The 21,801-nt window shown below is 70.2% G+C and carries 18 protein-coding genes; 13 read left to right on the top strand and 5 right to left on the bottom strand.

The genetic code is table 11. The features are described 5' to 3' along the window. The first annotated feature begins 64 nt into the window (after nucleotides 1–64). The 9 genes from ACLQ2O_RS13685 to ACLQ2O_RS13645 all read left to right on the top strand — a co-directional run bounded on the left by ACLQ2O_RS13685 (nucleotide 65) and on the right by ACLQ2O_RS13645 (nucleotide 10,425). On the top strand, nucleotides 65–2,047 hold the full coding sequence (locus tag ACLQ2O_RS13685) for an ABC1 kinase family protein (RefSeq protein ID WP_425831038.1): 1,983 nt from the start codon (nucleotides 65–67) through the stop codon (nucleotides 2,045–2,047). Nucleotides 2,048–2,081: 34 nt separating this feature from the next. Further along, nucleotides 2,082–3,530 carry an MFS transporter gene (locus ACLQ2O_RS13680; RefSeq protein WP_425831036.1) on the top strand — a complete coding sequence of 483 codons (1,449 nt, stop codon included), beginning with the start codon at nucleotides 2,082–2,084 and terminating at the stop codon, nucleotides 3,528–3,530. A 14-nt stretch (nucleotides 3,531–3,544) separates the two neighbouring features. Continuing rightward, nucleotides 3,545–4,312 (top strand): TetR family transcriptional regulator, encoded by a 768-nt coding sequence (locus tag ACLQ2O_RS13675; protein WP_425831034.1) that lies wholly within the window; start codon nucleotides 3,545–3,547, stop codon nucleotides 4,310–4,312. Nucleotides 4,313–4,315: 3 nt separating this feature from the next. Beyond that, on the top strand, nucleotides 4,316–5,911 hold the full coding sequence (locus ACLQ2O_RS13670; RefSeq protein ID WP_425831032.1) for a carboxylesterase/lipase family protein: 1,596 nt from the start codon (nucleotides 4,316–4,318) through the stop codon (nucleotides 5,909–5,911). Nucleotides 5,912–5,977: 66 nt separating this feature from the next. Next, on the top strand, nucleotides 5,978–6,265 hold the full coding sequence (locus ACLQ2O_RS13665; protein ID WP_425831030.1) for a 4a-hydroxytetrahydrobiopterin dehydratase: 288 nt from the start codon (nucleotides 5,978–5,980) through the stop codon (nucleotides 6,263–6,265). 84 nt (nucleotides 6,266–6,349) lie between these two features. After that, entirely contained in the window at nucleotides 6,350–7,624 is a 1,275-nt protein-coding gene (locus ACLQ2O_RS13660; protein ID WP_425831028.1) for a phosphodiester glycosidase family protein, read from the top strand. A gap of 76 nt (nucleotides 7,625–7,700) precedes the next feature. Beyond that, entirely contained in the window at nucleotides 7,701–8,738 is a 1,038-nt protein-coding gene (locus tag ACLQ2O_RS13655) for a WD40/YVTN/BNR-like repeat-containing protein (protein ID WP_425831026.1), read from the top strand. Between the two features lie 3 nt (nucleotides 8,739–8,741). Next, the gene (locus tag ACLQ2O_RS13650) at nucleotides 8,742–9,566 is read left to right on the top strand and encodes a glycosyltransferase (protein ID WP_425831024.1); all 825 of its coding nucleotides are present in this window, start codon (nucleotides 8,742–8,744) and stop codon (nucleotides 9,564–9,566) included. Nucleotides 9,567–9,600: 34 nt separating this feature from the next. After that, nucleotides 9,601–10,425 carry an acyltransferase domain-containing protein gene (locus ACLQ2O_RS13645; protein WP_425831022.1) on the top strand — a complete coding sequence of 275 codons (825 nt, stop codon included), beginning with the start codon at nucleotides 9,601–9,603 and terminating at the stop codon, nucleotides 10,423–10,425. Between the two features lie 6 nt (nucleotides 10,426–10,431). On the opposite strand, the gene ACLQ2O_RS13640 is transcribed toward ACLQ2O_RS13645, so the two are convergent. The 3 genes from ACLQ2O_RS13640 to ACLQ2O_RS13630 form a co-directional block, all read right to left on the bottom strand. Then, nucleotides 10,432–11,562 (bottom strand): hypothetical protein, encoded by a 1,131-nt coding sequence (locus ACLQ2O_RS13640; protein ID WP_425831020.1) that lies wholly within the window; start codon nucleotides 11,560–11,562, stop codon nucleotides 10,432–10,434. Nucleotides 11,563–11,684: 122 nt separating this feature from the next. After that, nucleotides 11,685–12,314: a DedA family protein gene (locus ACLQ2O_RS13635; protein ID WP_425831018.1), complete on the bottom strand. Its 630-nt coding sequence runs from the start codon at nucleotides 12,312–12,314 to the stop codon at nucleotides 11,685–11,687. Between the two features lie 115 nt (nucleotides 12,315–12,429). Continuing rightward, a complete protein-coding gene (locus tag ACLQ2O_RS13630; RefSeq protein WP_425831016.1) occupies nucleotides 12,430–14,259 on the bottom strand; it encodes a glycosyl hydrolase family 28-related protein in 1,830 nt (609 codons plus the stop codon). A gap of 264 nt (nucleotides 14,260–14,523) precedes the next feature. Here ACLQ2O_RS13630 and ACLQ2O_RS13625 point away from each other — a divergent pair, with 264 nt between their 5' ends. Continuing rightward, nucleotides 14,524–15,639: a ricin-type beta-trefoil lectin domain protein gene (locus tag ACLQ2O_RS13625; protein ID WP_425831014.1), complete on the top strand. Its 1,116-nt coding sequence runs from the start codon at nucleotides 14,524–14,526 to the stop codon at nucleotides 15,637–15,639. Nucleotides 15,640–15,642: 3 nt separating this feature from the next. On the opposite strand, the gene ACLQ2O_RS13620 is transcribed toward ACLQ2O_RS13625, so the two are convergent. Next, nucleotides 15,643–16,827, bottom strand: coding sequence for a cytochrome P450 family protein (locus ACLQ2O_RS13620; RefSeq protein WP_425831012.1), 1,185 nt, complete (start codon nucleotides 16,825–16,827; stop codon nucleotides 15,643–15,645). Between the two features lie 60 nt (nucleotides 16,828–16,887). Here ACLQ2O_RS13620 and ACLQ2O_RS13615 point away from each other — a divergent pair, with 60 nt between their 5' ends. After that, nucleotides 16,888–17,205 (top strand): ArsR/SmtB family transcription factor, encoded by a 318-nt coding sequence (locus ACLQ2O_RS13615; RefSeq protein ID WP_425831010.1) that lies wholly within the window; start codon nucleotides 16,888–16,890, stop codon nucleotides 17,203–17,205. After that, the gene (locus ACLQ2O_RS13610; protein WP_425831008.1) at nucleotides 17,195–17,608 is read left to right on the top strand and encodes an SRPBCC family protein; all 414 of its coding nucleotides are present in this window, start codon (nucleotides 17,195–17,197) and stop codon (nucleotides 17,606–17,608) included. Before ACLQ2O_RS13615 ends, ACLQ2O_RS13610 begins: the two co-directional genes overlap by 11 nt. Here ACLQ2O_RS13610 and ACLQ2O_RS13605 read toward each other — a convergent pair. Then, a complete protein-coding gene (locus ACLQ2O_RS13605) occupies nucleotides 17,595–20,420 on the bottom strand; it encodes a helix-turn-helix transcriptional regulator (protein WP_425831006.1) in 2,826 nt (941 codons plus the stop codon). The genes ACLQ2O_RS13610 and ACLQ2O_RS13605 overlap by 14 nt on opposite strands. A gap of 301 nt (nucleotides 20,421–20,721) precedes the next feature. Between ACLQ2O_RS13605 and ACLQ2O_RS13600 the strand changes: the two genes are divergently transcribed. After that, on the top strand, nucleotides 20,722–21,795 hold the full coding sequence (locus ACLQ2O_RS13600; RefSeq protein WP_425831004.1) for a class I SAM-dependent methyltransferase: 1,074 nt from the start codon (nucleotides 20,722–20,724) through the stop codon (nucleotides 21,793–21,795). The last annotated feature ends 6 nt before the right edge of the window (nucleotides 21,796–21,801 follow it).

Here is a 21,801-nt window from a genome sequence, read left to right as displayed (position 1 = left end):
GAGGGACCGGGCTCACCTGTGCGGGTGAGACATTCGCCACGTTCTGTCTTCTAGGGTGCTCGGCATGGACGTTCTGCTGATCGGGCTGGTCAATCTCGTCGTCTTCATGGTGATCTTCGTGCCGGTGTCGCAGCGGCTGCTCGGGGTGCGGTTCGGGCTGGGGCGGATGGCGATCGGTGCCTTCCTCACCCTCGTCGTCTTCAGCCCGTTGATGAACGCCCTCGTCGGCCCGATGCCCTGGACCGGCTCGACCGGCGCCGCCGTGGCGTACCTGGCGCTCACCGCCCTCTGCTCGATGCTCGCCGGCCTGATCTTCCTCGTCCTGTCCGAGGCGCTCGTCCCGACCGGCTCACTGCCCCGCGTCCGCGACCTGCGGCGCGACCTCGGCGGCCGGATCGCCCGCACCCGCCGGTACCTCCAGATCCTGCGCATCGCCGTACGCCGTGGTCTCGGCCCCTACCTCCGCGGCCGCCGTCGCCCCGGCCGCGAGGACGCCGCCGGTCAGGCCGACCTGGCGCGCTCGCTGCGCCTCGCGCTCGACGAAGCCGGCGTCACCTTCGTCAAGCTCGGCCAGGTCCTGTCCACTCGCAGCGACATCATCCCCGCCTCGGTCGCTCACGAGCTCAGCCGCCTCCAGGACCAGGTCTCCCCCGCGCCCTGGCCCGCGATCGAGCAGGCCCTCACCGAAGAGCTCGGCGCCCATCCCCAGCAGGTCTTCCAGGACTTCAGCACCGAGCCGCTCGCCGCCGCCTCGGTCGCGCAGGTCTACACAGCCCGCCTCGCAGACACCGGTACGCCGGTCGTCGTGAAGGTCCAGCGCCCCGGCATCACCGCCCTGGTCCAGCGTGATCTCGACATCGTCCGCCGCCTGGCCCGCACGCTGGAACGCAACACCGACTGGGGTCGCTCGATGGGCGTCCGCGCGCTCGCCGAGGGGTTCGCCGACGCGATGCTGGAGGAGCTCGACTTCACGGTCGAGGCCGGCAACATGACCAGCGTCGCGGCCGGACAGGCGGTCGCCGGGAACGCCGATGTCGTCGTACCGGAGCTCTATCCCGGCCTGTCCACCCACCGCGTCCTCACCATGCAGCGCCTCGACGGCGTCGGCCTGAGCAGCGCGGCCGCCGTACTGGCCGAGCGTGGGCAGGACGGCACTCAGCTGGCTCGCGTCCTGTTCGACTGCCTGCTGAGCCAGGTCGCGATCGACGGCGTGTTCCACGCGGACCCGCACCCGGGCAACTTCCTGCTGCTCACCGACGGCCGCCTCGGCATGCTCGACCTTGGCTCGGTCGGCCGCCTCGACCCGTCCACCCGCGAGGCCCTGCAGCGCTTCCTGCTCGGCGTCGACCACGGCGACCCGGTGGCGGCGACGGACGCACTGCTCGAGATCGTCCACCGTCCCGACGTCGTCGACGAGCAGGCCCTGGAGCGCGCGGTCGGCCAGTTCATGGCCCGCCACCTCGGCGCCGGCGCGGCGCTCGGCCCGGCGATGTTCAACGACCTGTTCCGGATCATCACCGCGCACGGTCTCGGCGTCCCGCCGGAGGTCGCCGCGGTCTTCCGCGCGCTCGCGACCATCGAGGGCACCATCGCGCGGCTGTCCCCCGGCTTCGACCTGATCGCCGCGTCGCGCCGGTTCGCCGCCGCCCACGTCACCGACCGGCTCGCGCCCGACGCCCTACGCCGTACGGCGACCGAGGAGCTCGCCACGCTCCTGCCGATGCTGCGCAGGCTCCCCCGCCGGATCGACCGCATCGCCGCGGCCGCCGAGTCCGGGCGGCTCGGGCTCAACGTCCGGCTGTTCGCCGACGAGCGCGACCGCCGGCACTTCACCACGATGCTGCACCAGGCGCTGCTGGTGATCCTCGGCGCGACGGCCGGTGTGATGGCCGTCCTCCTGCTCGGGACGCCGGGCGGCCCGCGGGTCACCGATTCGATGACGCTGTTCCAGCTCTTCGGGTACAACCTGCTGGTGATCTGCGCCGTGCTCGTACTGCGGGTCCTGGTGCTGATCTTCCGCCTGCCCGACGCCCGCCGCGGCAGTTGACTTCAAGCGAGCTTGAGCCTTGAGGATGAGGCGCATGTCCCAGGATCAAGCAGTGCACGCCCCGCCCCGCCTGTTCGGTCGCGAGCACCTCGCGCTCGTGCTCGGTGTCGTCGGCCTGGTCACGCTCAGCGCGTTCGAGAACCGCGCGGTCGGTACGGCGCTGCCGACGATGGTCCGGGAGTTCGACGCGCTCGGCAGCTTCGGCCTGGCCAACGCCGCCCCCAACGCGTCGTACCTGGTGTCGCTCGCGATCGCCGGCCTGTGGGCGGACCGGCGCGGACCGGTCGCCGCGTTGCGGTCGGGTGCGATCACCTTCGCGGTCGCCCAACTGCTGGTCGGTACGGCGCAGTCGATGCCGATGGTGATCGCGGGACGGTTGCTGAGCGGGTTCGCCGAGGGGCTGCTCGACGTCGCGCTGATGGTGCTGGTCGCGCGGGCGCTGCCCGCCGTACTGCGGCCGCGGATGTTCTCGCTGTTCGCCGCGATGTGGATCCTGCCGTCGGTGGTCGGTCCGGTGCTGACCGGGCTGGTCACCGAGCAGGCCGGCTGGCGCTGGGTGTTCCTCGGTGCGTTGCTGCTGCTGGTCCCGAGCTGGCTCTGCCTGCGCCCGGCGCTGCGCATGCTGGCGAAGGAGAAGACGGGCGCGGATCCGACGACCGGCGCCGAGCCCGAGTCGACGGATCCGGGCGGGCCCGAGCGCAACGCCGAGGCCCTGGCCGCCGCCCGTGCTTTGTTGCCTTGGGCACTCGCTGCCTCGGTCGCACTCTTCGCACTGACCTGGGCCGGCGATCAACTGGACTCCCACCCGACGACAGCCTGGATCGTGATCCCGATCAGCCTGCTCGTGCTCGGCGTCGCCGCCGTCAGAGTGATGCCCGCCGGCACCTTCACAGCCCGCCGCGGCTTCCCGGCCGTCGTCGCCGTACGAGGTCTAGGCGGGGCCGCGTTCGCCGGAGCCGGCGCCTACCTCCCGCTGCTCCTCACGGTCCTGCACGACTTCAGCCCGTCCCGCGCGGGCGTCACCCTGTCGATCACTGGCGTCAGCTGGGCGCTCGGTTCCTGGCTGCAGGGCCGCGACCACGGCCTCCAACGCCTCACCGTCCTGCGCGTCGGCCTGGGCCTGATGACCGCGGGCATCGCCGGTACGACGCTGCTCGCGTGGACCAACGACACCTGGATCGGCCTGATCAGCTGGTCGATCGCCGGGGTCGGCATGGGTCTCAACTCCTCCAGCGTCTCGGTCCTCACCCTCGACCTGTCCGACGCCACCAACTCCGGCCGCAACACCAGCAGCGCCCAGATGGCGGGAACGATGAGCATCGCCGCCGTGTTCGCGCTCTTCGGCACGCTGCTCGCCGTCAACGCCGACCACCCCACCGGCTGGGTCTTCGGCGCGATCATCACCACCAGCGCCGGACTCGCGCTGATCGGCCTGCTCACCTCGGCACGCATCGCACCCCGGACCACGGATTTGCTTGAGTAAGCTAATCTTTGCTCATGCGAGCAAAAGACGAGGGCCGCACCGAAGGCCGGGCCGAGGGCGAGGGGCGGGACCGGGGCGAGGCGCAGGGCCCGGGCGAGAGGCGGGACCGGGGCAAGGGGCCGAGCCCGGGCGAGAGGCGGGACCGGGGCAAGGGGCAGAGCCCGGGCGAGGGGCAGGGCCGAGGCGAGAGCGAGGCCCAGGGCCGCACCCAAGGGCGCAGCCTCACCGAGCAGGCGCGCCGGGCGCAGATCGTCGCGGCGGCGATCGAGGTGATCGCTCGCGACGGCGCGAGCCACGCGTCGTTCAAGGTGATCGCCCAGGAGGCCGGCCTGAGCAGCACCGGGCTGATCTCGTACCACTTCGCCAGCAAGCAGGAGCTGGTCGAGGAGGTCGGCCAGGAGATCCTCACCGTCTTCGGTGAGTTCGTGCTCGCGCGCACCGAGGGCATCGAGGAACCGGCCGCCGTCCTGCGCGGCTTCGTCGAGGCCAACGTCGAGTTCCTCCGCACCCATCGCCGGCACGCCTCGACCCTGGTCCGGATCAAGCAGGAGCTCGCCCCGGCCGCGCTCGCCCGGTCCGACCAGGCGCAGCTCGCCGAGGTGCTGCGGCAGGGGCAGCAGTCCGGTGTGATGCGTGACTTCGATCCGCACCTGGTCGCCGTCTACGTCCTGTCGATCCGCGACGGCCTGATCCGCCAGCTCGATCTCGAGCCGGACCTCGACCTGACCGCCGCGGCCGAAGAGTTCCGCACCCTCGTCGACCTCGCCACCCGAAAGGCCTGACCGATGATCCGACGACTCACCGCCGCCCTGCTGCTCCCGGCACTGGTTGCCGGATGCAACGAACAGACCAAGCCCACGACCGCCCCACCGCCGGGCCCCGTGGTCCGCACCGACACCGGCGAGGTCAGCGGCACCGTCCTGAAGGACCGCCGCGTCTTCCAGGGCATCCCGTACGCCGCACCGCCGGTCGGCGCGCTGCGCTGGAAGTCACCGGAGCCCGCCAAGCCGTGGACCGGCGTCCGGACCGCGGCCAAGCCCGGCAACCGTTGCCCCCAGGTCAAGAACGCGATCGCCGACCTCGGCAGCACGACCGAGGACTGCCTGTTCCTCAACGTCACCACGCCGGCCACCGCCGGTCCCGAGCACCGCAAGCCGGTGATGGTCTGGATTCACGGCGACGGCGCGATCGGCTCGGGCGACCAGTTCGACCCCGAGCGTCTGGTAGTCGACGGCGACGTGGTCGTGGTGACCTTCAACTTCCGGCTCGGGGTGTTCGGCGGGTTCGGCCTGCCCGGCATGCCCGCCTCCGGGACGATCGGGCTGCAGGACCAGCGCGCCGTACTGCAATGGGTGCAGCGCAACGCGGCGGCGTTCGGCGGCGACCCTGGCAACGTGACGCTGTTCGGCGTCTCGTACGGCGCGACGTCGACCGGCGCGCACCTGCTCGCGGAGCAGTCCCGCGGACTGTTCCACCGCGCGATCCTGCAGAGCGCCTTCACCGTGATGGACATGCCCGCCGGCGCGACGTACCCCGGCATCCCGGCCCTGCCCTGGTACGGCTGGACGACGACCAAGGACGCCCAGACCCAGGGGCAGGTCGTCGCCACCGGCCTCGGCTGCAAGGACCCGGCGACCGCGCTGGACTGCCTGCGCAAGGTGCCGGTGGCCAGGCTGCTCGCCGTACCGCAGGTGATGAACATCTTCCAGCCGTACGCCCTGGGCAACGACGAACTGCCGGCGGACCCGGTCCAGGCGCTGGAGGCCGAGCAGTTCGCCGACGTACCGGTGATCGCCGGGACCACGCGGGACGAGCACACCACCTTCGTCGCGTTCTTCCGTGAGCTCGCGGGCAGCCCGGTGACGAAGGCCAACTACCCCGAGCTGCTGCGGACGGCGTTCGGCGCGGCCGCTCCGAAGATCGCGGCGGAGTACCCGCTGACGGCGTACAAGACACCCGCGCTGGCCTGGGCCTCGGTGCTCACCGACCGTCTCTGGGCCAAGGCGCAGCTCCGGCAGAACCAGTTGCTCTCGGCAAAGAACCCGCTGTGGTTCTACGAGTTCGCCGACCGCGACGCTCCGCTGGACATCCCGTTCCCACCCGGTTTCGACCCGGGCGCCTGGCACGCCGGCGACGTCGGCTACGTCTTCCGCACCGCCGGTGAGAACAAGACCATGACCCCGCCGCAGATCGCGTTGTCCGACAAGATCATCGGCTACTGGTCGACCTTCGCCCACCACGGCGACCCGAACCGCGAGGGCCTCCCGGAGTGGCCCGAGTTCACCGGCCCGACCACCGTCCAGTCCCTGGCCCCGGACGCGATCAAGCCGGTCGACTACGAGCAGGAGCACAAGCTGAAGTTCTGGACGTCGATCGGCTGACCCCAACCCTCCAGGGCACGTCCGGCGGCCGCAGGGGTGCTGCCGGACATGCCCTAGAGTGTCGCCATGGCTGAGCTGCTGACCGACGACCAGATCGACGCGGCGATCCGCGACCACCTGCCCGCGTGGAAGGTGCAGGACAACGCCCTGGTCCGCGGCGTGCAGAAGGAGACCTTCCTGGACGGGATCCGGCTGGTCGCGACGGTCGCGCAGCTGGCCGAGTCGATGAACCATCACCCGGACATCGACATCCGGTACACGACGATCACCTTCCGCGTCTCCAGCCACGACGCCGGCGGCATCACCGACGACGACCTGGTGCTGGCCCGGCACATCGACACCGCCGCGGGCTGACCCACCCGAAAGCGTCATGCGGAAGTTGCTTACCGGTTAACTAGATCGCGCGAAAGTTTCCACCCGGTCGCGTTGGGTCGCGGTATGACTTCTTCCGTACGACGACCGCGCGTCGCCCTGGCCGGTGCTGTGCTGCTGGCCGCGATCGCCGGTCTCAGCCTCGTCCCGGCCGGCGCCAGCGCCGCAGGCGGCCTCACGCTGCCCTTGGGCGACCAGGACCTCACCGAGACCCGCTCCGCCCGGACGCTGACCGACGGCGTCACCCTGACCAGCATCGTGCGCGGCACCGAGCCGGCGCCGGCTGACCAGATCAACACCACCACGCGCGGCCCGTACGCGATCAAGGTGCTCACGATCGACCCGAAGAAGGCCAAGGGGTACGTCAAGGCGACGTACGGGCCGGATCTGGCGAAGACCGAGAAGACCACCGCCCTGGTCGCGGGCGAAGGCGCGCTGGCCGGTGTGAACGCGTCGTTCTTCACCTTCACCGCCAGCCAGCTGTCCCCGGGCGAGCAGGTCGGCCTCGGCCTGTTCGGTGGCAAGCTGCTGAGCGAGCCGCTGGCCGACCCGGCCGAGACGAATTTCCTGATCGACGCCAGGACCAGCAAGGCGCTGATCGGTCACCTGAGCTGGACCGGCACGGTGACGAACAAGAAGACCAAGGCGTCGCTGCCGCTGGAGTTCGTCAACCACCCGCCGGTCGTTCCCGCCGCCTGCGCGACGCTGACCGCCCAGACCGACTGCACCGTGCCCGGTGACGTCTCGCTGTTCACGCCCGAGTTCGCCGCCGCGACACCGGCCGGTGCGGGCGTCGAGATCGTGCTCGACCAGAAGGGCTGCGTCGTCCGCACCGCCACCACCCGCGGTACGGCGCTCGGTGCCGGGCAGACCTCGATCCAGGCCACCGGCCAGGACACGCTCGCGCTCTTCCAGACCCTCGCCGGCGGTTGCGTCAGCACCGCGCTCGCGGTGAAGGACGAGAAGGGCAAGAAGGTCGCGCTCGAGGACAGCCTGTACGGCGTGACCGGCCGCGGCCTGCTGGTCCGCGACGGCAAGGTCGTCGAGCAGCCCACCGGCGGCAGCTTCAACGACCGCAACCCGCGCACGCTGGCCGGCACCACCAAGGACGGCAAGATCGTCTTCGTCACCATCGACGGCCGCCAGACCACCAGCGTCGGCACCACGATGACCGAGTCCGCCGCCCTCGCCAAGGCCCTCGGCCTGCGCGACGCGATGAACCTCGACGGCGGCGGCTCGACGTCGATGGCCGTCAACGGCGCCCTCGTCAACCACCCCGGCGGCGCCGAACGCGCCGTCGGCGACGCCCTGGTCTACATCGACTCCAAGTACCAGGGCTGACGGCTTTACGCCATGTCCGGGGTCGGCCAGCGTCATCGCTGGCCGACCCCGTCGGTGTGCGCCTAGAAGTAGACGCATGCTCATCCACGGACTCGCCGCCCTGCTCATGATTCCCGTTGGTTCCCCCGGATGGTTCTGGAACGCACCGCAGTGCGACACCGTGTACGGCGACGGTGGCGTCACCTTCTCCGTCGACGACGGGGCGCAGCTCGCGCCGACCAAGGGGAAGCTGCAGAAGGTCACCTACGCCAAGGTCGCGACGCTGGCCGAGCCGAACGTGCTGATCGCGATCGGGCGGCAGTCGATCCAGCGGTCCGCGGATGCTGGTTGCAGCTGGCAACAGATCGACAAGTCGCCGGACGACCTCGCGACGTACGACGTGACGGCGGGACCTGGCAGTACGGCGTACGTGCACAGCGTGAACGACCAGCCGATCCACCGGGTCGACGGGACGCGGGTGAGCACGGTGCAGGGTCCGACACCCGGCAGCGGGATCGCCGCGCTGCACGCGGGGCAAGGGGCTCTCAGGGTCGTCGCCGGTGACGGGCAGCTCTTCGACTCGCGGGACGACGGCGTCACCTGGAAGCCCAGCGGCAAGCCCCCGGCGCGCGACCTGTTCGTGTACGACGCGGTGATCGATCCCACGAACCCCGACCACATCGTCGCCGGCGTGATGTCCGACGGCGTCTACACGACCGTGGACGGCGGCCGGACCTGGACCCACGCGGGTTCGGTCGAGCGGGTCAACGCCTTCAGCGTCGCGATCTCCCCCGCCAACCCCCGCCGCGTCTGGATGGAGGGCTACGACCGGGACCAGAGCACCCGCTTCCTGTGGCAGTCCGACGACGGCGGCCTCAAGTTCCGCCCGGTGCTCGACGAGTCGCGGGCCACGCTCTACAACGGCAACCGGATGTGGCCGAGCCCGGTCGACCCGGATCTCCTGTACTTCGCCTACGGCACGTCGTTCGCGAACTACGGCGCCGACCTCTACCGCTTCCGCCCCTCGACCGGCGAGCTGACCAAGCAGCACAACACCTTCGACGGCATTCCCGGCCTCGCCTTCAACCCTGCCGACCCGAACGTGCTCTACCTCGGCCTGGCGGAGGAACGCTGACCGATGCCGACCTTGAGTCTGATCACCGCCGTCCATCCCTCCGGCGGCCAGTACGTCGAGGCCACCGTCGACAGCGTCCTGCGGCAGGAGCTTCCGCCCGGCTGGGAGCTGGAGTGGCTGGTCCAGGAGGACGGCGCGGAGCCACGACAGGCCGAACTGTTCGCCGGTGTCGCCGACTACCAGGCGACCGGCGGCCAGCACGGCCCGGGCGTCACCCGGAACGTGGCACTCACCCGCGCGTCCGGCGAACTGGTCCGCAATCTCGATCACGACGACCTCCTGCTGCCGGGCGCGCTGGCCGGGTTGATCACCAGGTTCGACGACCCGGAGATCGGGTGGGCCGCGACACAGGCCGACGATCTGCTCCCCGACGGCACCCGCCGGCCGTACGCGTCCGCCTTGCCCTTCGGCGTCCTCACGCCCGGTGTCGTCAACGACTGGGCGCTGAAGCACCACGCCTGCTGGCCGATCCACTGCGCCGGGCTGACGGTCCGCACCCAGCTGCTCCGGTCGGTCGGCGGGTGGGGTGCGGCACCGAGTGATGACGACCTGGTCATGTTCGCCGCCGTCTCGGAGCTCTCGGCGGGCTACAACGACCCGGCCGTCACCTGGCTGTACCGGCATCACGACACCCAGCTGAGTCGCCAGGAGAACTGGTGGCGCAACGACTCCGCCAGCAAGGCAGCGGTGATGCAGCGGATCCACGCGCTGCGCAACGGCGTACAGAGCAAGCCGCTGGCCACGACGGAGTTCGAAGCCTTCCCGAACCGCCGCGGCCAGAAGCTCGCGTCGGGCTGGTGGGCGGACGGAACTCAGCACCGGTCGTAGCAGGACTGTCGTGAGGATCTGACATCCTTGACGGGTGACCACCGCTGAGGAGTACCGCCTGCTGGGTTTCAGTGCCGAGGACCAGACCGACGCCGAGAAGCTCTCCGTCGATCCGGTGCTGGTGGCCGACTTCGCCGCGCAGCTGCGCAAGGCGATCGGCCACATGCCGGCCGAGGGAGAGCTGAAGGCGCCCGAGGACCCGCTGGTCTCGCTGGCGGCGTACCTGGAGACCCTGCCGGACATCCGCCGGTACCACCAGGAGCTCGGTGTCAGCGACGAGATCAGCTGGGCGACCTTGGCCGATCTCGGTCAGCAGCTGAAGGTGAACCGGCGGACCCACGGCACGTTCGGCCTGGCGACGCACTGGTGGGTCACGACGTACTGGACCGGCGCGCTCTACGCGCTCGGCCGGCTGCAGTTCATGATCCACCGCGTCCCGGACAAGCACCCGGTGCCCGGCGTCGCGCCCGGCGAGTGGGTGCTCGGCGTGCACATCGCGGAGACCGGCCCGCTGACGCCCGAGGCCGTCGACAACAGCATCCACCAGGCGCGCGCGTTCTTCGCCGAGTACTTCCCGGACCAGCCGGTGAAGACCGTCACGCTCGGCTCCTGGCTGATCGACCCGTACCTGCTCGACCACCTGCCGCAGGACTCGAACATGGTCCGCTTCGGCCGCCGTTTCACGCCGTACGGCGAACCGTACGACTCCCAGGACAGCGCGATCTTCTTCACCTTCCGCAGCCACGGCCTGGGCCAGCTCGACGAGTTCCCGCAGGACACCGCGCTGCAGCGGCTGATCGTCGAGCGGATCAAGGCCGGCGGTACGTGGCAGACCGCTTTCGGCTACCTGGAGCTGTGAGGCGGCTCAGCCCTTGGGCACGCCGTTCTTGGTCAGCCAGGCGATCAGCTCGATGTTGCTGACGCACTTCACGTCCGGCTGCCGGCAGGTCTCCTTGACGAACGTGGTCAGCGAGTCGGAGTAGACGCTGTTGTTCCACCGGTTGAAGTGGTTGCCGAGGAACAGCGGCGGGTTGTTCCCGGCCCGCGACCGCGCGAGCGCCTGCCGGTACGTCGCCAGCACCTGGGCCTTCAGCTTCGGCGCGTGCGCGGCCGGCGCCTTCTTGGCCTTGGTCTGCGCGTACCAGAGGTTGTAGTCCATCGTCAGCGTGCTCTTGTGGGTCCCGGCCAGGTCGACCGACTGCAGCGGGAAGTCCCAGACGCCGTCCTCCTTCTTCGGCCAGGCGATGTAGCCGGGCTCGGAGGCGTCGTACAGCATCCCGCGCTGGCGCATGACCTGCCGGTACGCCGGCCGGTTGCCCTCCAGGCACGGCGTCCGCATGCCCTTCACCGTCGACGGGTCGAACGGCGCCGCCAGGGTCTTCTTGGCGGCCAGCGTCGGCCCGGTCTCGACCATCTTGTCGAACGCGTCGAGCTCGCTCGTCCACTGCGTCGCGGTCCAGCGCTCGATCCCGTTCTTGCCGCAGAAGTGCCCGTTCGCGTGGGTACCGATCTCGTGGCCCTCGGCGATCGCCTGCCGCAGCACGGTCGCCCGCGCGACCGCCTTGGGCGCGTCGGCCCAGCCGATGTCGGAGGCCCCGGGCTTCTTGTACGGCGGCTTGTAGTCGGTCTTGCGCGCCTCGGGGTACAGGTACGGGCCGGACAGGAAGAACGTCATGCGCGCGTCGACCTGCTTGGCGACCGCGCGCCAGTGCGACCAGAGCGCCAGGTCGCCGGCGCCGTCGAACGAGACGACCACGAACAGTGGTGGTTTGCCGTTCGGCAGCTTGGCCGGGAAGGACCTGGTCACCGGCGCCGCGGCGGGCGGTTTCACGCCTGGCGTCAGCGTCGTCGACGGATCCGGTTCGCTCGGCTTCGGCGTACTGGATGGTGGTTTCGCCGGTGGGCTCGACGAGCCCTGCGGCGCGGTGTCCGCGCATCCTGCGGCCAACGCCGCCACTACCGCCGTCGCCGCGATCAGTCGTTGCCGCCTCAGCATGCCTCGACCACGACCTGGACAGATCCCCAGAGCTGTGCCCCCGTCATACAACTACTGACGCACGACAGGCCGATCCAGTTGGCCCGGAACACGCGACCGGTGCGAAAGCGGCCGGACAGCCGTTACTCGGCCGCAACCTTCGCCGCCTTGCGGCGCCCGACGATCCGGCGGGTCGTCTCCAGCACCAGCCCGATCGTGAAGGCCAGCCCCAGGCTGAAGGCGAGCGCCTTCAGCGAGTCGTGCGCGAACGCGTCGCCGCCGAGGTAGCCGAGCAGTGCGACGTACGTGTAGGCCACCGTGACACCGGCGGCCGTGAACAGCACGAACTTCCGGAACGAGTACGCCGTCGCACCCGCGGTCAGCGTCGCGACCATCCGGGCGCCGGGGATGTAGCGCACGGTCATCAGGATCAGCCCGCCGCGGGTGTGCAGCGCCTTGCTGACCTTGTCGTACATCGCCTGCCGTGCCTCCCGGCGGCGCATCCAGCGGCGCAGCGCCGGCCCGGACCCGCGGCCCATGAAGTAGCAGACGCACTCCCCGATCACCGAGCCGGTCATCGCCAGCACGATCACGAGCAGCAGGTTCTGGTGGCCGGCCGCGGCCGCCATCCCGGCGGTGACGACGAGCCCCTCGCTCGGGATCACCGGGAAGACCGCGTCGATCGCGGCGGCGAGGAAGAGGATGAGCAGCAGCCAGTGGGACGCCATCGCGATGCTGAGCAGCTCCCGGGCGGCGTCCATCAACTCTGTCACGCCCCCGAGCATGCCATCCGGAGTCAAGGTCCACCCAATCCCACCGCTGTGGTTCTCCGCGCCCAGGACGGAATTCACCGGGCGTTCACCGGTGAATCCCGTCCCTCGGCAGCTCTCAGCCGGTGATGGTGAAGGTCGACGGCGACTCGTTCTGGGTCGCGACCTGGCCGGGCGCCAGGTTCTGGATCGTGTTCCCGGAGAACCTGCCGGTCCCGGTGACGCCGGAGTTGACGCGGATCCCCTGCTGGGCCGGCCGGTCGATGGTGTTGTTCGTCAGCGTCACGTTGACGCGGGTCCGGTCGACCAGGACCCCGGCCCGCAGCGCACCCCGCAGCAGGTTGTTGCTCAACGTCACCGTGGTGAAGGCGTTCGGGAACAGCGACGTGCTCGAGGGCGACGTGATCTTCACCCCCTGCGGGGTGCCGTTCCAGCCACCGCCGCCCAGCAGGATGTTGTCGCTGATCGTCGCGGACTCGGTCGGGTGCCCGGTGTCGCCGAAGGAGCCGATCTCCAGGGCACTGTTCGACGAACTGCCGTTGACCAGGTTGTTGCGGACCTGGATGTTCCTGCCACCGGCGACCCGGATGCCGTTGGCCCACCAGGGTGCGACGGCGGTGTTGTTCAGGATCCTGGTTCCGCTCATGACGGCGCTGTCGCCGTTGGTCCCGGCGTCGGAGTAGGTGGCGAACGAGTCGTCACCGGTCCCGCGGGCGAAGTTGTTCTGGACGAGCAGGTTGAGCCCGAGCAGGTCCGGGTCCTTGTGGTTGCTGTTGTTGGTGTTGAAGCCGTCCCCGTAGCTGTCGGCGGTCCGGCTGTTGCGGGCCACGCCGTTCGAGCCGGACAGCCAGTTGGCGTCGGTGTGGCGGGTCCAGATCCGCTCGACGAGCCAGCCGCCCGCACCGCTGGCGTTGACGCCGTAGTCGGAGCCACCCGGGCCCTTGACCCCGCGGTAGATCGCGTTGGCGTCGATCTGTACGTCGGTCAGGGTGGTTCCGGAGCCCACCTTGATCTGCGACCGCCAGTTCGCGGGCGTCGGCAACGGCACCCTGCGGTAGAGCGTGGTGTACCACATCCCGGCGCCCTCGACCTTGACGCCGGTGAGGTCCAGGTTCGTGGACACGGTGCTGTTGATCAGGTACTTGCCCTTCGGCAGCCAGACCGATCTGCCCTGCGACCGGGCCGCGTTCACGGCGTTCTGGATGGCGGTGGTCGAGTCCTTGCCGAACGCCGGGTCGGCGCCGTACGTGACGACGGACAGCGAGTTCGCCGGTTGCGTACGCTCCGCGCCGACGTTCTCCAGGTCGATCGAGTCGAGGTCGTAGACGGCGGCCTTGTTCGCGGCGCCCTTCTGGAACTTGAGGTGCTGCCCGGCGGCGATCGGTGCTCCGGTGATCCGGACCGGGAACTCGTTGTAGAACCGGTACGGCATCCCGCCGGCGTTCGGGTCGTCGGGATTGGTGGTGGCACCGCGGTAGTTCCAGGCCTGCTTGGAGCTGAGCGGGATCGCCTGCCGGAAGACGCCGTTGACGTACAGGTCGATGGTCGCGTCGATGCCACCGCCGTTCGCGGCGTCCGGGATCGAGGCCCGCACGACCAGGGAGTTCGCGACCTTGCCGGTCGTGTTGGTGATCGAGAGCGAGTCGTTGGTGTTCTTCAGCTCGACCAGTCCGTAGCCGGAGGCCTCGGACTCCAGCGAGGCAACGGTCCCGACACCGGCCAGCGCGCGTTTGCGAGCGCCGGCACCGCTGATCGACCCGCTCTCGGCCTCGATGGTCACGAACGGCGTCGTGGCGCCGGCCACGGCCGGCACCCGAGGCCCGGGCTGAACTGTCGCATCGGGTTCGTAGGACCGGGCCGCGGCCGGTGCGGCCGCGGCCAGGGCGCTTGCTGGTATCAGTGCCGCGGCCAGCAGAAGGGACCGCAGCGGGTGGGGAGTTCGTGGCACGCCATCGCCTCGCAGATCGTCACACGCCGCGGTGTCAGGTCGCCGAGCGACCTCGATGTCCGGGGCGGGACATCGCGACGGTAGGTCCGATTAGAAGGGGCCGGGCCGGGGTTGGCAAGCGCTTGTCCAGAATTCAACACATTCTGTTCAGAACTCTGGTCCCGGGTCTTGACGACCTTCGGTCACGGGGTGCTACCTTCTGCTCACCCTCGAGCATTCTGCCCGCTCGAAACGCCCACATCCCTTTCCTGCAAGGAGATCGTCGTGCGACGGACTCTCCGGCGGCTTCGTGCTGCCCTGTTCGGTGTGCTTCTCGTCGGTGGACTCTGCACCGGACCGCCGGCCCACGCGGCACCTGCCGAATCCAACGGCGGAGTCCGGATCATGCCGCTCGGCGACTCGATCACGGACGGCCTGACGGTGAAGGGCGGGTACCGGATCAAGCTGTGGCAGCAACTCGTGGCGACCAACCACCCGACCGACTTCGTCGGGTCACGGGTGAACGGGCCGGCCGAGCTGGGCGACCACGACAACGAAGGCCACCCCGGGTGGCGCATCGACCAGATCGACACCGAGATCGTCGGCTGGCTGCGGACCTACGCCCCGCGGACGATCCTGCTACACATCGGCACCAACGACCTGAACCAGAACTACGACGTGGCCAACGCCCCGGCGCGGCTGTCGAAGCTCATCGACAAGATCCGCACGACCCAGCCGAACGTTGAACTGTTCGTCGCGCAGATCTCACCGGTGAGCAGGACCGTCGAGGAAGGCCGGATCAAGGCGTTCAACGCCGCGATTCCCGGCATCGTGGCGCAGAAGGGGCCGAAGACCCACGTGGTCGACATCCACTCGGCACTGACCCTCGCGGATCTCTCCGAGGACGGCGTCCACCTCAACGCCGGCGGCTACACCAAGATGGGCGACCGCTGGTACAGCGCGCTGGCCGCCGTACCGGGCAGCCTCCAGCCCGCCGCGCCGCCGGTGGGCAAGGCCGCAACGCTGGTGAACCCCAACGCGCAGCGCTGCCTCGACGTGGCGGGAGCAAGCACGACCCCAGGCGCCCAGGTCGTCATCAACGACTGCCACGGCCGGCCGAACCAGGTCTGGACCCGCACCGCGGCCGGTGAGTTCCGGGTCTTCGGCGATCGCTGCCTCGATGTCAACGGCAACGGTACGGCGAACGGCACCAAGGTGCAGATCTGGACCTGTTCGGGCTCGCCCGCCCAACGGTTCACGGTCTCGGCCAACGGAGGCATCGTGGGGGCCGGATCCGGCAAGTGTCTGGACGTCACCGCAGCGGGCACCGCGAACGCGACGCCCGTCCAGATCTACCAGTGCAACTACAGCACGGCCCAGGTCTGGGATCCCCGAGGCTAGGGCTCAGAGCTGGACCGGCAGCTCCGAGATGCCGTTCATCAGCAGGCCCGGGGTGCGGTGCGGGTCGCCGTCGGGCTCGGTCAGCCGGAGGTCCGGGAAGCGGTCGAACAGCATGCCGAGCGCGATCCGTCCCTCGAGCCTGGCCAGCGGTGCGCCCAGGCAGTGGTGGATGCCGTGCCCGAACCCGAGGTGCTGGTTGTCGGCCCGCGCGATGTCGAGCTCGCCGCCGGCGCCGAACTTCGCGTCGTCACGGTTGGCCGCGACCAGCGCGAACACGATCACCGCGCCCGGCAGGATCGTCCGCCCGGCGATCTCGATCGGCGCCTTCGCGACGTACGGGATCGCGGCCTGCAGCGGGCCGTCGTACCGGATGAGCTCCTCGACGGCCGCCGGGAGGCGTTCGGGCTCGGCCTTGAGCAGCGCGAGCTGGTCGGGGTGGGTGAGCAGCGCGTGCACACCGTTGCTGATCAGGCTGACCGTGGTCTCGTGCCCGGCGGCGAGCAGCAGGTAGACCATCGAGGTCAGTTCGTCGGTGGTCAGCCGGTCGCCGCCGTCGCGGGCGGCGATCAGGGCGGACAGCAGGTCGTCGGACGGCGCGACCACGCGGCGGTCCTCGATCATCTCGCGGATGAACTCGACCATCGCGAGCGCGGCCTCGATGTACTGCTCGGGCGTGTGCACGGCGGCGTTGACGACGATCGACGACCAGCGGCGGAAGTCGTCGCGGCGGATCGCGGGGATGCCGAGCAGCTCGGAGATCACCGTGATCGGCAGCGGGTAGCTGTAGGCGCTGACCAGGTCGACCGGTCCGTCGGCCGCGGCCAGCTCGTCGAGCAGCTCGGCGGCGATCTCGCGGATCCGCGGCTCCAGCAGCTCGATCCGCCGCCGGGTGAACGCGGCCGACACCAGCTTGCGCATCCGCGTGTGGTCGGGAGGGTTGGCGTTCAGCATGTGCCGTTCCATCGAGTTCACCAGGTTGTCCCACACGTGGTCCCGGTGCGGCCCGTCCAGCGACGACCGTACGACGTCCGGATGCGCGAGCAGCTGCCGTGCCTCGGCGTACCCGGTCACCAGCCACACCGGTACGCCGGTGAACAGCGTCACGTACTGCAGCGGGCCCTCGGCCGCCGCCTCCGCGAATCCCCGCCAACGTGCCTGGCCGCTGGTCTCCGTGAAAGGCGAAGTCACCTCACCACCGTACGTGCGGCGGGGTTGACTCAACAGTTCACCAGATGGTGAAGTGTTCAGGTGCTGACGACAACCTTCGCCGCGCTCGCCGACCCGACCCGGCTGGCGATCGTGACCCGGCTGAGCCGCGGCGAGGCGACCATGGGCGAGCTAGCGACACCGCACGCGATCAGTCCACCGGCGATCACCAAGCACGTGCACGTCCTGGTCGACGCCGGGCTGGTGACCCGGCGCAAGGTCGGGCGGACGATCGTCTGCGCGATCCGGCCGGAGGCGCTGTCCGAGGTGGAGGTCTGGCTCGGCGACCTCACGACGTACTGGAACCGCACGGTCGACCGGCTGGCGGACCTTCTGGAGGGGAACGGCGATGGTGAGTGACATCCGGATCGAGCGCGTGCTGAAGGCCGACCTCGAGGACGTGTACGACGCCTGGACGCGGGCCGAGCTGCTCGCCCAGTGGTACTGCCCGAACCCGGCGCTGGAGCTGAAGGTGGACGCGGACGTCCGGGTCGGTGGCACGTACGTCGTCGAGATGGGGCCGTACGTCGTGCGCGGGAGCTACCTGGAGGTGGACCCGCCGCACCTGCTCGCGTTCACCTGGAAGTGGGACGAGGACGACGACGAGCCGTCGACCGTCCGCGTGGAGCTGAGCCGTGCGGAGGAGGGCACGCGGATGTTGCTTCTGCACACGGGCTTCACGGGCGCGGAGGACGCGGCCAACCACCTGCAGGGCTGGGAACCGGAGCTCGACCGGCTGGACCAACTGCTCAGCTCTCGCTGAGTACGTCGGCCAGCTCGGTGCGGCTGTGGATGCCGAGCTTCGTGTAGACCTTCCGCAGGTGGTACTCGATCGTCTTCGGACTGAGGAACAACTTGGCCGCGGCCTCGCGGGTGCTGTGCCCGGCGGCCAGCAACTGCGCGACCTGGCGCTCCTGCGGTGTCAGGTCGTCGGCGCTGCTGTGCTCCCGCCGCCGAGCCGTCTCCCCCGTCGCCTTCAACTCGGCGGCCGCCTGATCGGCCCAAGCACCAGCCCCCAACTGATCGAAGACCCCAACCGCCGCGCGCAGCTGAACCCGTGCATCCACGCGGCGTCGTACCCGCCGAAGCCAAGACCCGTAGACGAGCTGGGTCCGAGCGGTCTCGAACAGATCAGGCGTCCGCTCGTGCAGCCGCAGAGCGTTCTCAAAGGCCGCCTCGTCATCGTCCACCAGCCCCTGTGCCCGCGCGGCCCGAGCCAGCGACCACGGCAATCCTTTGCGCGCGGCCCGCTCGGCAAACGCCCGAGCCGTCACTGCGGCCTCCTCCCCCCGACCGAGCCGCAGATAGACCTCCACCAACTCGGGCGCCGGCGACAGATCCGGGTCGAGCATCCCGCCGGCCGTGAGGGTTCCAACCAACTGGTTATATGCCAGGAGCGCGGCAGCCGGGTCCCCACGGCCCAGTTCGAGATCCCCCAGCGCGTACGACGACCAGGCGAGCCCGAGCCGGATCTCCCGCTCGGCGCAGATCCCGATCGCCTCGGCGGCCTGGGCCTGGCAGTCCTCCACCCGCCCGCGGCGCGCGGACAGCCACGCCTGCCCCGCGAGGTTGATCGCCAGCTCGGTGGTCTGCCCGGTCTCCCGCGACAATCGGATCCCTTCGTCGTACGACGCCGCCGCATCGGCCCAGCGATCGGTGGTCGCCTGATCGCGAGCCAGGTGGAACAGAACTCCCGGCAGCATGCCGAGCGCGACACCGTCCCGGCTGTCGCGCAGCACCTGCTGGATGACCTCGCGGCCGCCTTCGCGCTCGCGCAGGAAGAGCGGCGCGAGCACGACCCACACCTGGTGCCGCCGATCGAGCGTGACACTGCCGGAGAGCGTGACCGCCGCACGAATCTGCTCGCTGCCTCCGCGACCTGCGAGGACGCGAGCGACTCCACTGGCGACGAGTCCGAGCAGGCGACTCTCGGGCTGGTTGATGCTCGGCAGGATCGCGTCGAGCTTCTCCGCGACGCGCAGAGCGGTGACGGTGTCGCCGAGGTAGAAGCAGGCGTTGACCGCATCGCTCAGGAGCCTGATCCGGGTCGGCAGGTCGTCGGCCTCCTCGGCCGCGGCCAGCAAAATGTCCCGGGCCTGACCGGGCGAACCACACCGTACGGCGATGTCGCCGCGCAACTCCTGAGCGCGGATGCCGACCGCGTGGGACGGCGCGCGGAACGCGCCCGCCGTCGACGACGCACCGGACGTTCCTCCTCCGGACGGCGGGCCGACAGCGCCCGGCTGACCGGGCCGTGCAGCTGGGCTTCGGCCGAGTGTTTCGACCAGCAACTCCTCGGCCCGCTCCGGTAGTCCGGCGAACCACGCGGCCTCGCCCGCGGCGACCAGTCTTCGCGCTTGTTCCGTCGCGTCGTCCGTCAGCCGCGCGGCCCGTTCCAGCGCGGTTGCCGCGACCGCGTGCGCGCCTCGCTCGACGGCATGCCCGGCGACGACTTCCAGCCTCCGCGCGACCTCGTCGTCCGACCCCAGAACGGCCTCGGACAAATGCCACACCTGCCGGTCCGAATCGGCGAGCACACCAGCGGTCCCCTGGTGAACGGATCGACGCGTGCCCGACGCCGCACCGGCGTACACAGCCGAGCGCACCAACGGATGCCGGAACTCCACCCGCCCGTCAACGATCCGAACCAGCCCGGCATCCTCGGCCTCGGCCAGTACGGCGACGTCGACGCCAAGCTCCGCGCAGACAGCAGCGACCACCTGCAGATCACCGTCGTCGGAAGCCGCCACCAGCAAGGCGATCCGGGCCTCGGCGCTCAACCGGTCGGCCTGCGCCGAGAACGCCTCCGCCAGCAACCGCGGCACGGGCACCGGCGCACCTGGCCGGATCCTGTGCAGGCTCCGGGGATTCAGCTCGAGCAACGCGAGCGGGTTCCCGCCGACCATCCGATGCACCTGCGCGACGTCCGCCGTACGGCGTCCGACCAACTCCTCGGCGTCCCCCAGCCCCAGCCCGTCGAGCCGCAGCACCGGCAGATCCGCCTCCGCCAACGGATGCGACTCCCCCGATCGCGCCGCCACCAGCAGCACGATCGGATCGGCCACCAACCGCCGCGCCGCGAACACCAACGCCTCCGCGGACGGCCGATCGATCCACTGCGCGTCGTCGACCAGCACAGCCAACGGCGCCTCCTCGGCGTACCGGCACAACAAACTGAGCGTCGCCGCCCCCACAGCGAACCTCCCAGCAAGGCTGTCCGCCCTCCGCCCGAACTCCACTGACCTCCCTGGGGACGCAGGCGAGCTCTTCCCCGGGGAGGTCAGTGCAAGCGCGGCCGCGAGCGCCTCGCGCTGGGGTGCTGGAATCCTGTCCAGCTCTCCCAGTGCCGGACGCAGCAGCTGCAGCAGTCCTCCGAAGGGGATCTCGTGCTCGGTCTCCGTCCCCCGCGCGCGGAGCAGGCGAAGCCCGGCGGACTGTGCGGCCGCCTGGTCGAGAAGGGTGGTCTTGCCGATCCCCGGTTCCCCGATGATCAGCAGCACCCCCCTGGATCCCACCCTCGCCCCCGCGACCAACCGCTCGATCGCCCGCCGTTCGGCCTCCCGCCCGAGCAACATCTTCGGAGTCTAGGTGTACTCAGGACAAGGTGATACGGACCAGCGCACCGGCCGCACATCGCCGGATCGGGTACCGACCGACAGGACATGTCCACCTCACCAGATCGCCATCCGACGGCCCCACGGCTTGATCAGCGCCGACCCGAGCGGCCGCAACAGGAGACCTCCTGTCGATCGGTCCCGCACCCCGACGACCCCACCGTCCAGCCGGGTACGGCGAGGACTAGGTGACCCACCTGATGCGACTCGGCAGCCCGCGCTCCTAGCGTCGCCCGGGTAAGCGATCCCAGGGAGGGGACCCATGACCACCACCGAACACCCCGTCACCGTCGACGGCGACAAGCTGATGCAGTTCGTGTTCCAGGCCGTCGGTGAGGTCGGCGCCACGCTCAACGCGGCCCTCGTCGTGATGGGCGACAAGCTCGGCTTCTACCAAACCATGGCCGGCGCAGGCGGCCTCACGCCGGCCGACCTGGCCGACCGCACCGGCACCCACGAGCGCTACGTCCGCGAGTGGCTCAACGCCCAGGCAGCAGGCGGTTTCGTCACCTACGACCCGTCCACCGGCAAGTACACGCTGCCGCCCGAGCAGACCGTCGCGCTCACCGACGAGAACAGCCCGGCGTTCCTGCCCGGCTTCTTCCAGATCGCGCTCGGCACCGTCCAGGACACCGACCGGATGATCGACGCGGCCCGCAGCGGCGCCGGGATCGGCTGGCACGAGCACGCCACGGATGTCCACGACGGCTGCGAACGCTTCTTCCGGCCGAGCTACCACGCCAACCTGGTCGACGGCTGGCTGCCCGCGCTCGACGGCGTCGTCGGCAAGCTGACCAACGGCGCGAAGGTCGCCGACATCGGCTGCGGCCACGGCGCCTCGACGATCCTGATGGCGCAGGCCTTCCCGCGTTCGACCTTCACCGGTTCCGACTACCACCAGGAGTCGATCGCGACCGCGCAGCAGCGCGCGGCGGACGCCGGCGTCGACGTCACCTTCGAGGTCGCCGGCTCCACGTCGTACGGCGGGCAGAACTACGACCTGGTGACGACCTTCGACGCCCTGCACGACATGGGCGACCCGGTCGGTGCCGCGCACAGGGTCCGTGAGTCGCTCGCGCCGGACGGCACCTGGATGGTCGTCGAACCGATGGCCGGCGACCACGTCGAGGACAACCTGAACCCGGTCGGCCGCGCGTACTACGGCTTCTCGACGTTGCTGTGCACCCCGGCGTCGCTGTCCCAGGAGGTCGGGCTCGGGCTCGGCACGCAGGCCGGTCCGGCGCGAATCCGTGACGTGACGACAGCGGCCGGTTTCACCCGGTTCCGGGTCGCGGCGCAGACGCCGTTCAACCTGGTCTACGAAGTCCGCCCCTGACACAGT

The sequence above is a fragment of the Kribbella sp. DT2 genome (genome assembly GCF_049844575.1).
Lineage (GTDB): Bacteria > Actinomycetota > Actinomycetes > Propionibacteriales > Kribbellaceae > Kribbella.
The sequence above is the reverse complement of the archived record's forward strand: the minus strand, read 5'-3'. Positions and strand labels throughout refer to the sequence as shown.

Excerpts from the sequence above, each read along its gene's own strand:
- ACLQ2O_RS13640 (WP_425831020.1), bottom strand. The coding sequence starts at position 11,562 with ATGCTGAGGCGGCAACGACTGATCGCGGCGACGGCGGTAGTGGCGGCG.
- ACLQ2O_RS13650 (WP_425831024.1), top strand. The coding sequence starts at position 8,742 with ATGCCGACCTTGAGTCTGATCACCGCCGTCCATCCCTCCGGCGGCCAG.
- ACLQ2O_RS13670 (WP_425831032.1), top strand. The coding sequence starts at position 4,316 with ATGATCCGACGACTCACCGCCGCCCTGCTGCTCCCGGCACTGGTTGCC.
- ACLQ2O_RS13660 (WP_425831028.1), top strand. The coding sequence starts at position 6,350 with ATGACTTCTTCCGTACGACGACCGCGCGTCGCCCTGGCCGGTGCTGTG.
- ACLQ2O_RS13680 (WP_425831036.1), top strand. The coding sequence starts at position 2,082 with ATGTCCCAGGATCAAGCAGTGCACGCCCCGCCCCGCCTGTTCGGTCGC.
- ACLQ2O_RS13685 (WP_425831038.1), top strand. The coding sequence starts at position 65 with ATGGACGTTCTGCTGATCGGGCTGGTCAATCTCGTCGTCTTCATGGTG.
- ACLQ2O_RS13675 (WP_425831034.1), top strand. The coding sequence starts at position 3,545 with ATGCGAGCAAAAGACGAGGGCCGCACCGAAGGCCGGGCCGAGGGCGAG.
- ACLQ2O_RS13610 (WP_425831008.1), top strand. The coding sequence starts at position 17,195 with ATGGTGAGTGACATCCGGATCGAGCGCGTGCTGAAGGCCGACCTCGAG.
- ACLQ2O_RS13605 (WP_425831006.1), bottom strand. The coding sequence starts at position 20,420 with ATGTTGCTCGGGCGGGAGGCCGAACGGCGGGCGATCGAGCGGTTGGTC.
- ACLQ2O_RS13600 (WP_425831004.1), top strand. The coding sequence starts at position 20,722 with ATGACCACCACCGAACACCCCGTCACCGTCGACGGCGACAAGCTGATG.
- ACLQ2O_RS13655 (WP_425831026.1), top strand. The coding sequence starts at position 7,701 with ATGCTCATCCACGGACTCGCCGCCCTGCTCATGATTCCCGTTGGTTCC.
- ACLQ2O_RS13665 (WP_425831030.1), top strand. The coding sequence starts at position 5,978 with ATGGCTGAGCTGCTGACCGACGACCAGATCGACGCGGCGATCCGCGAC.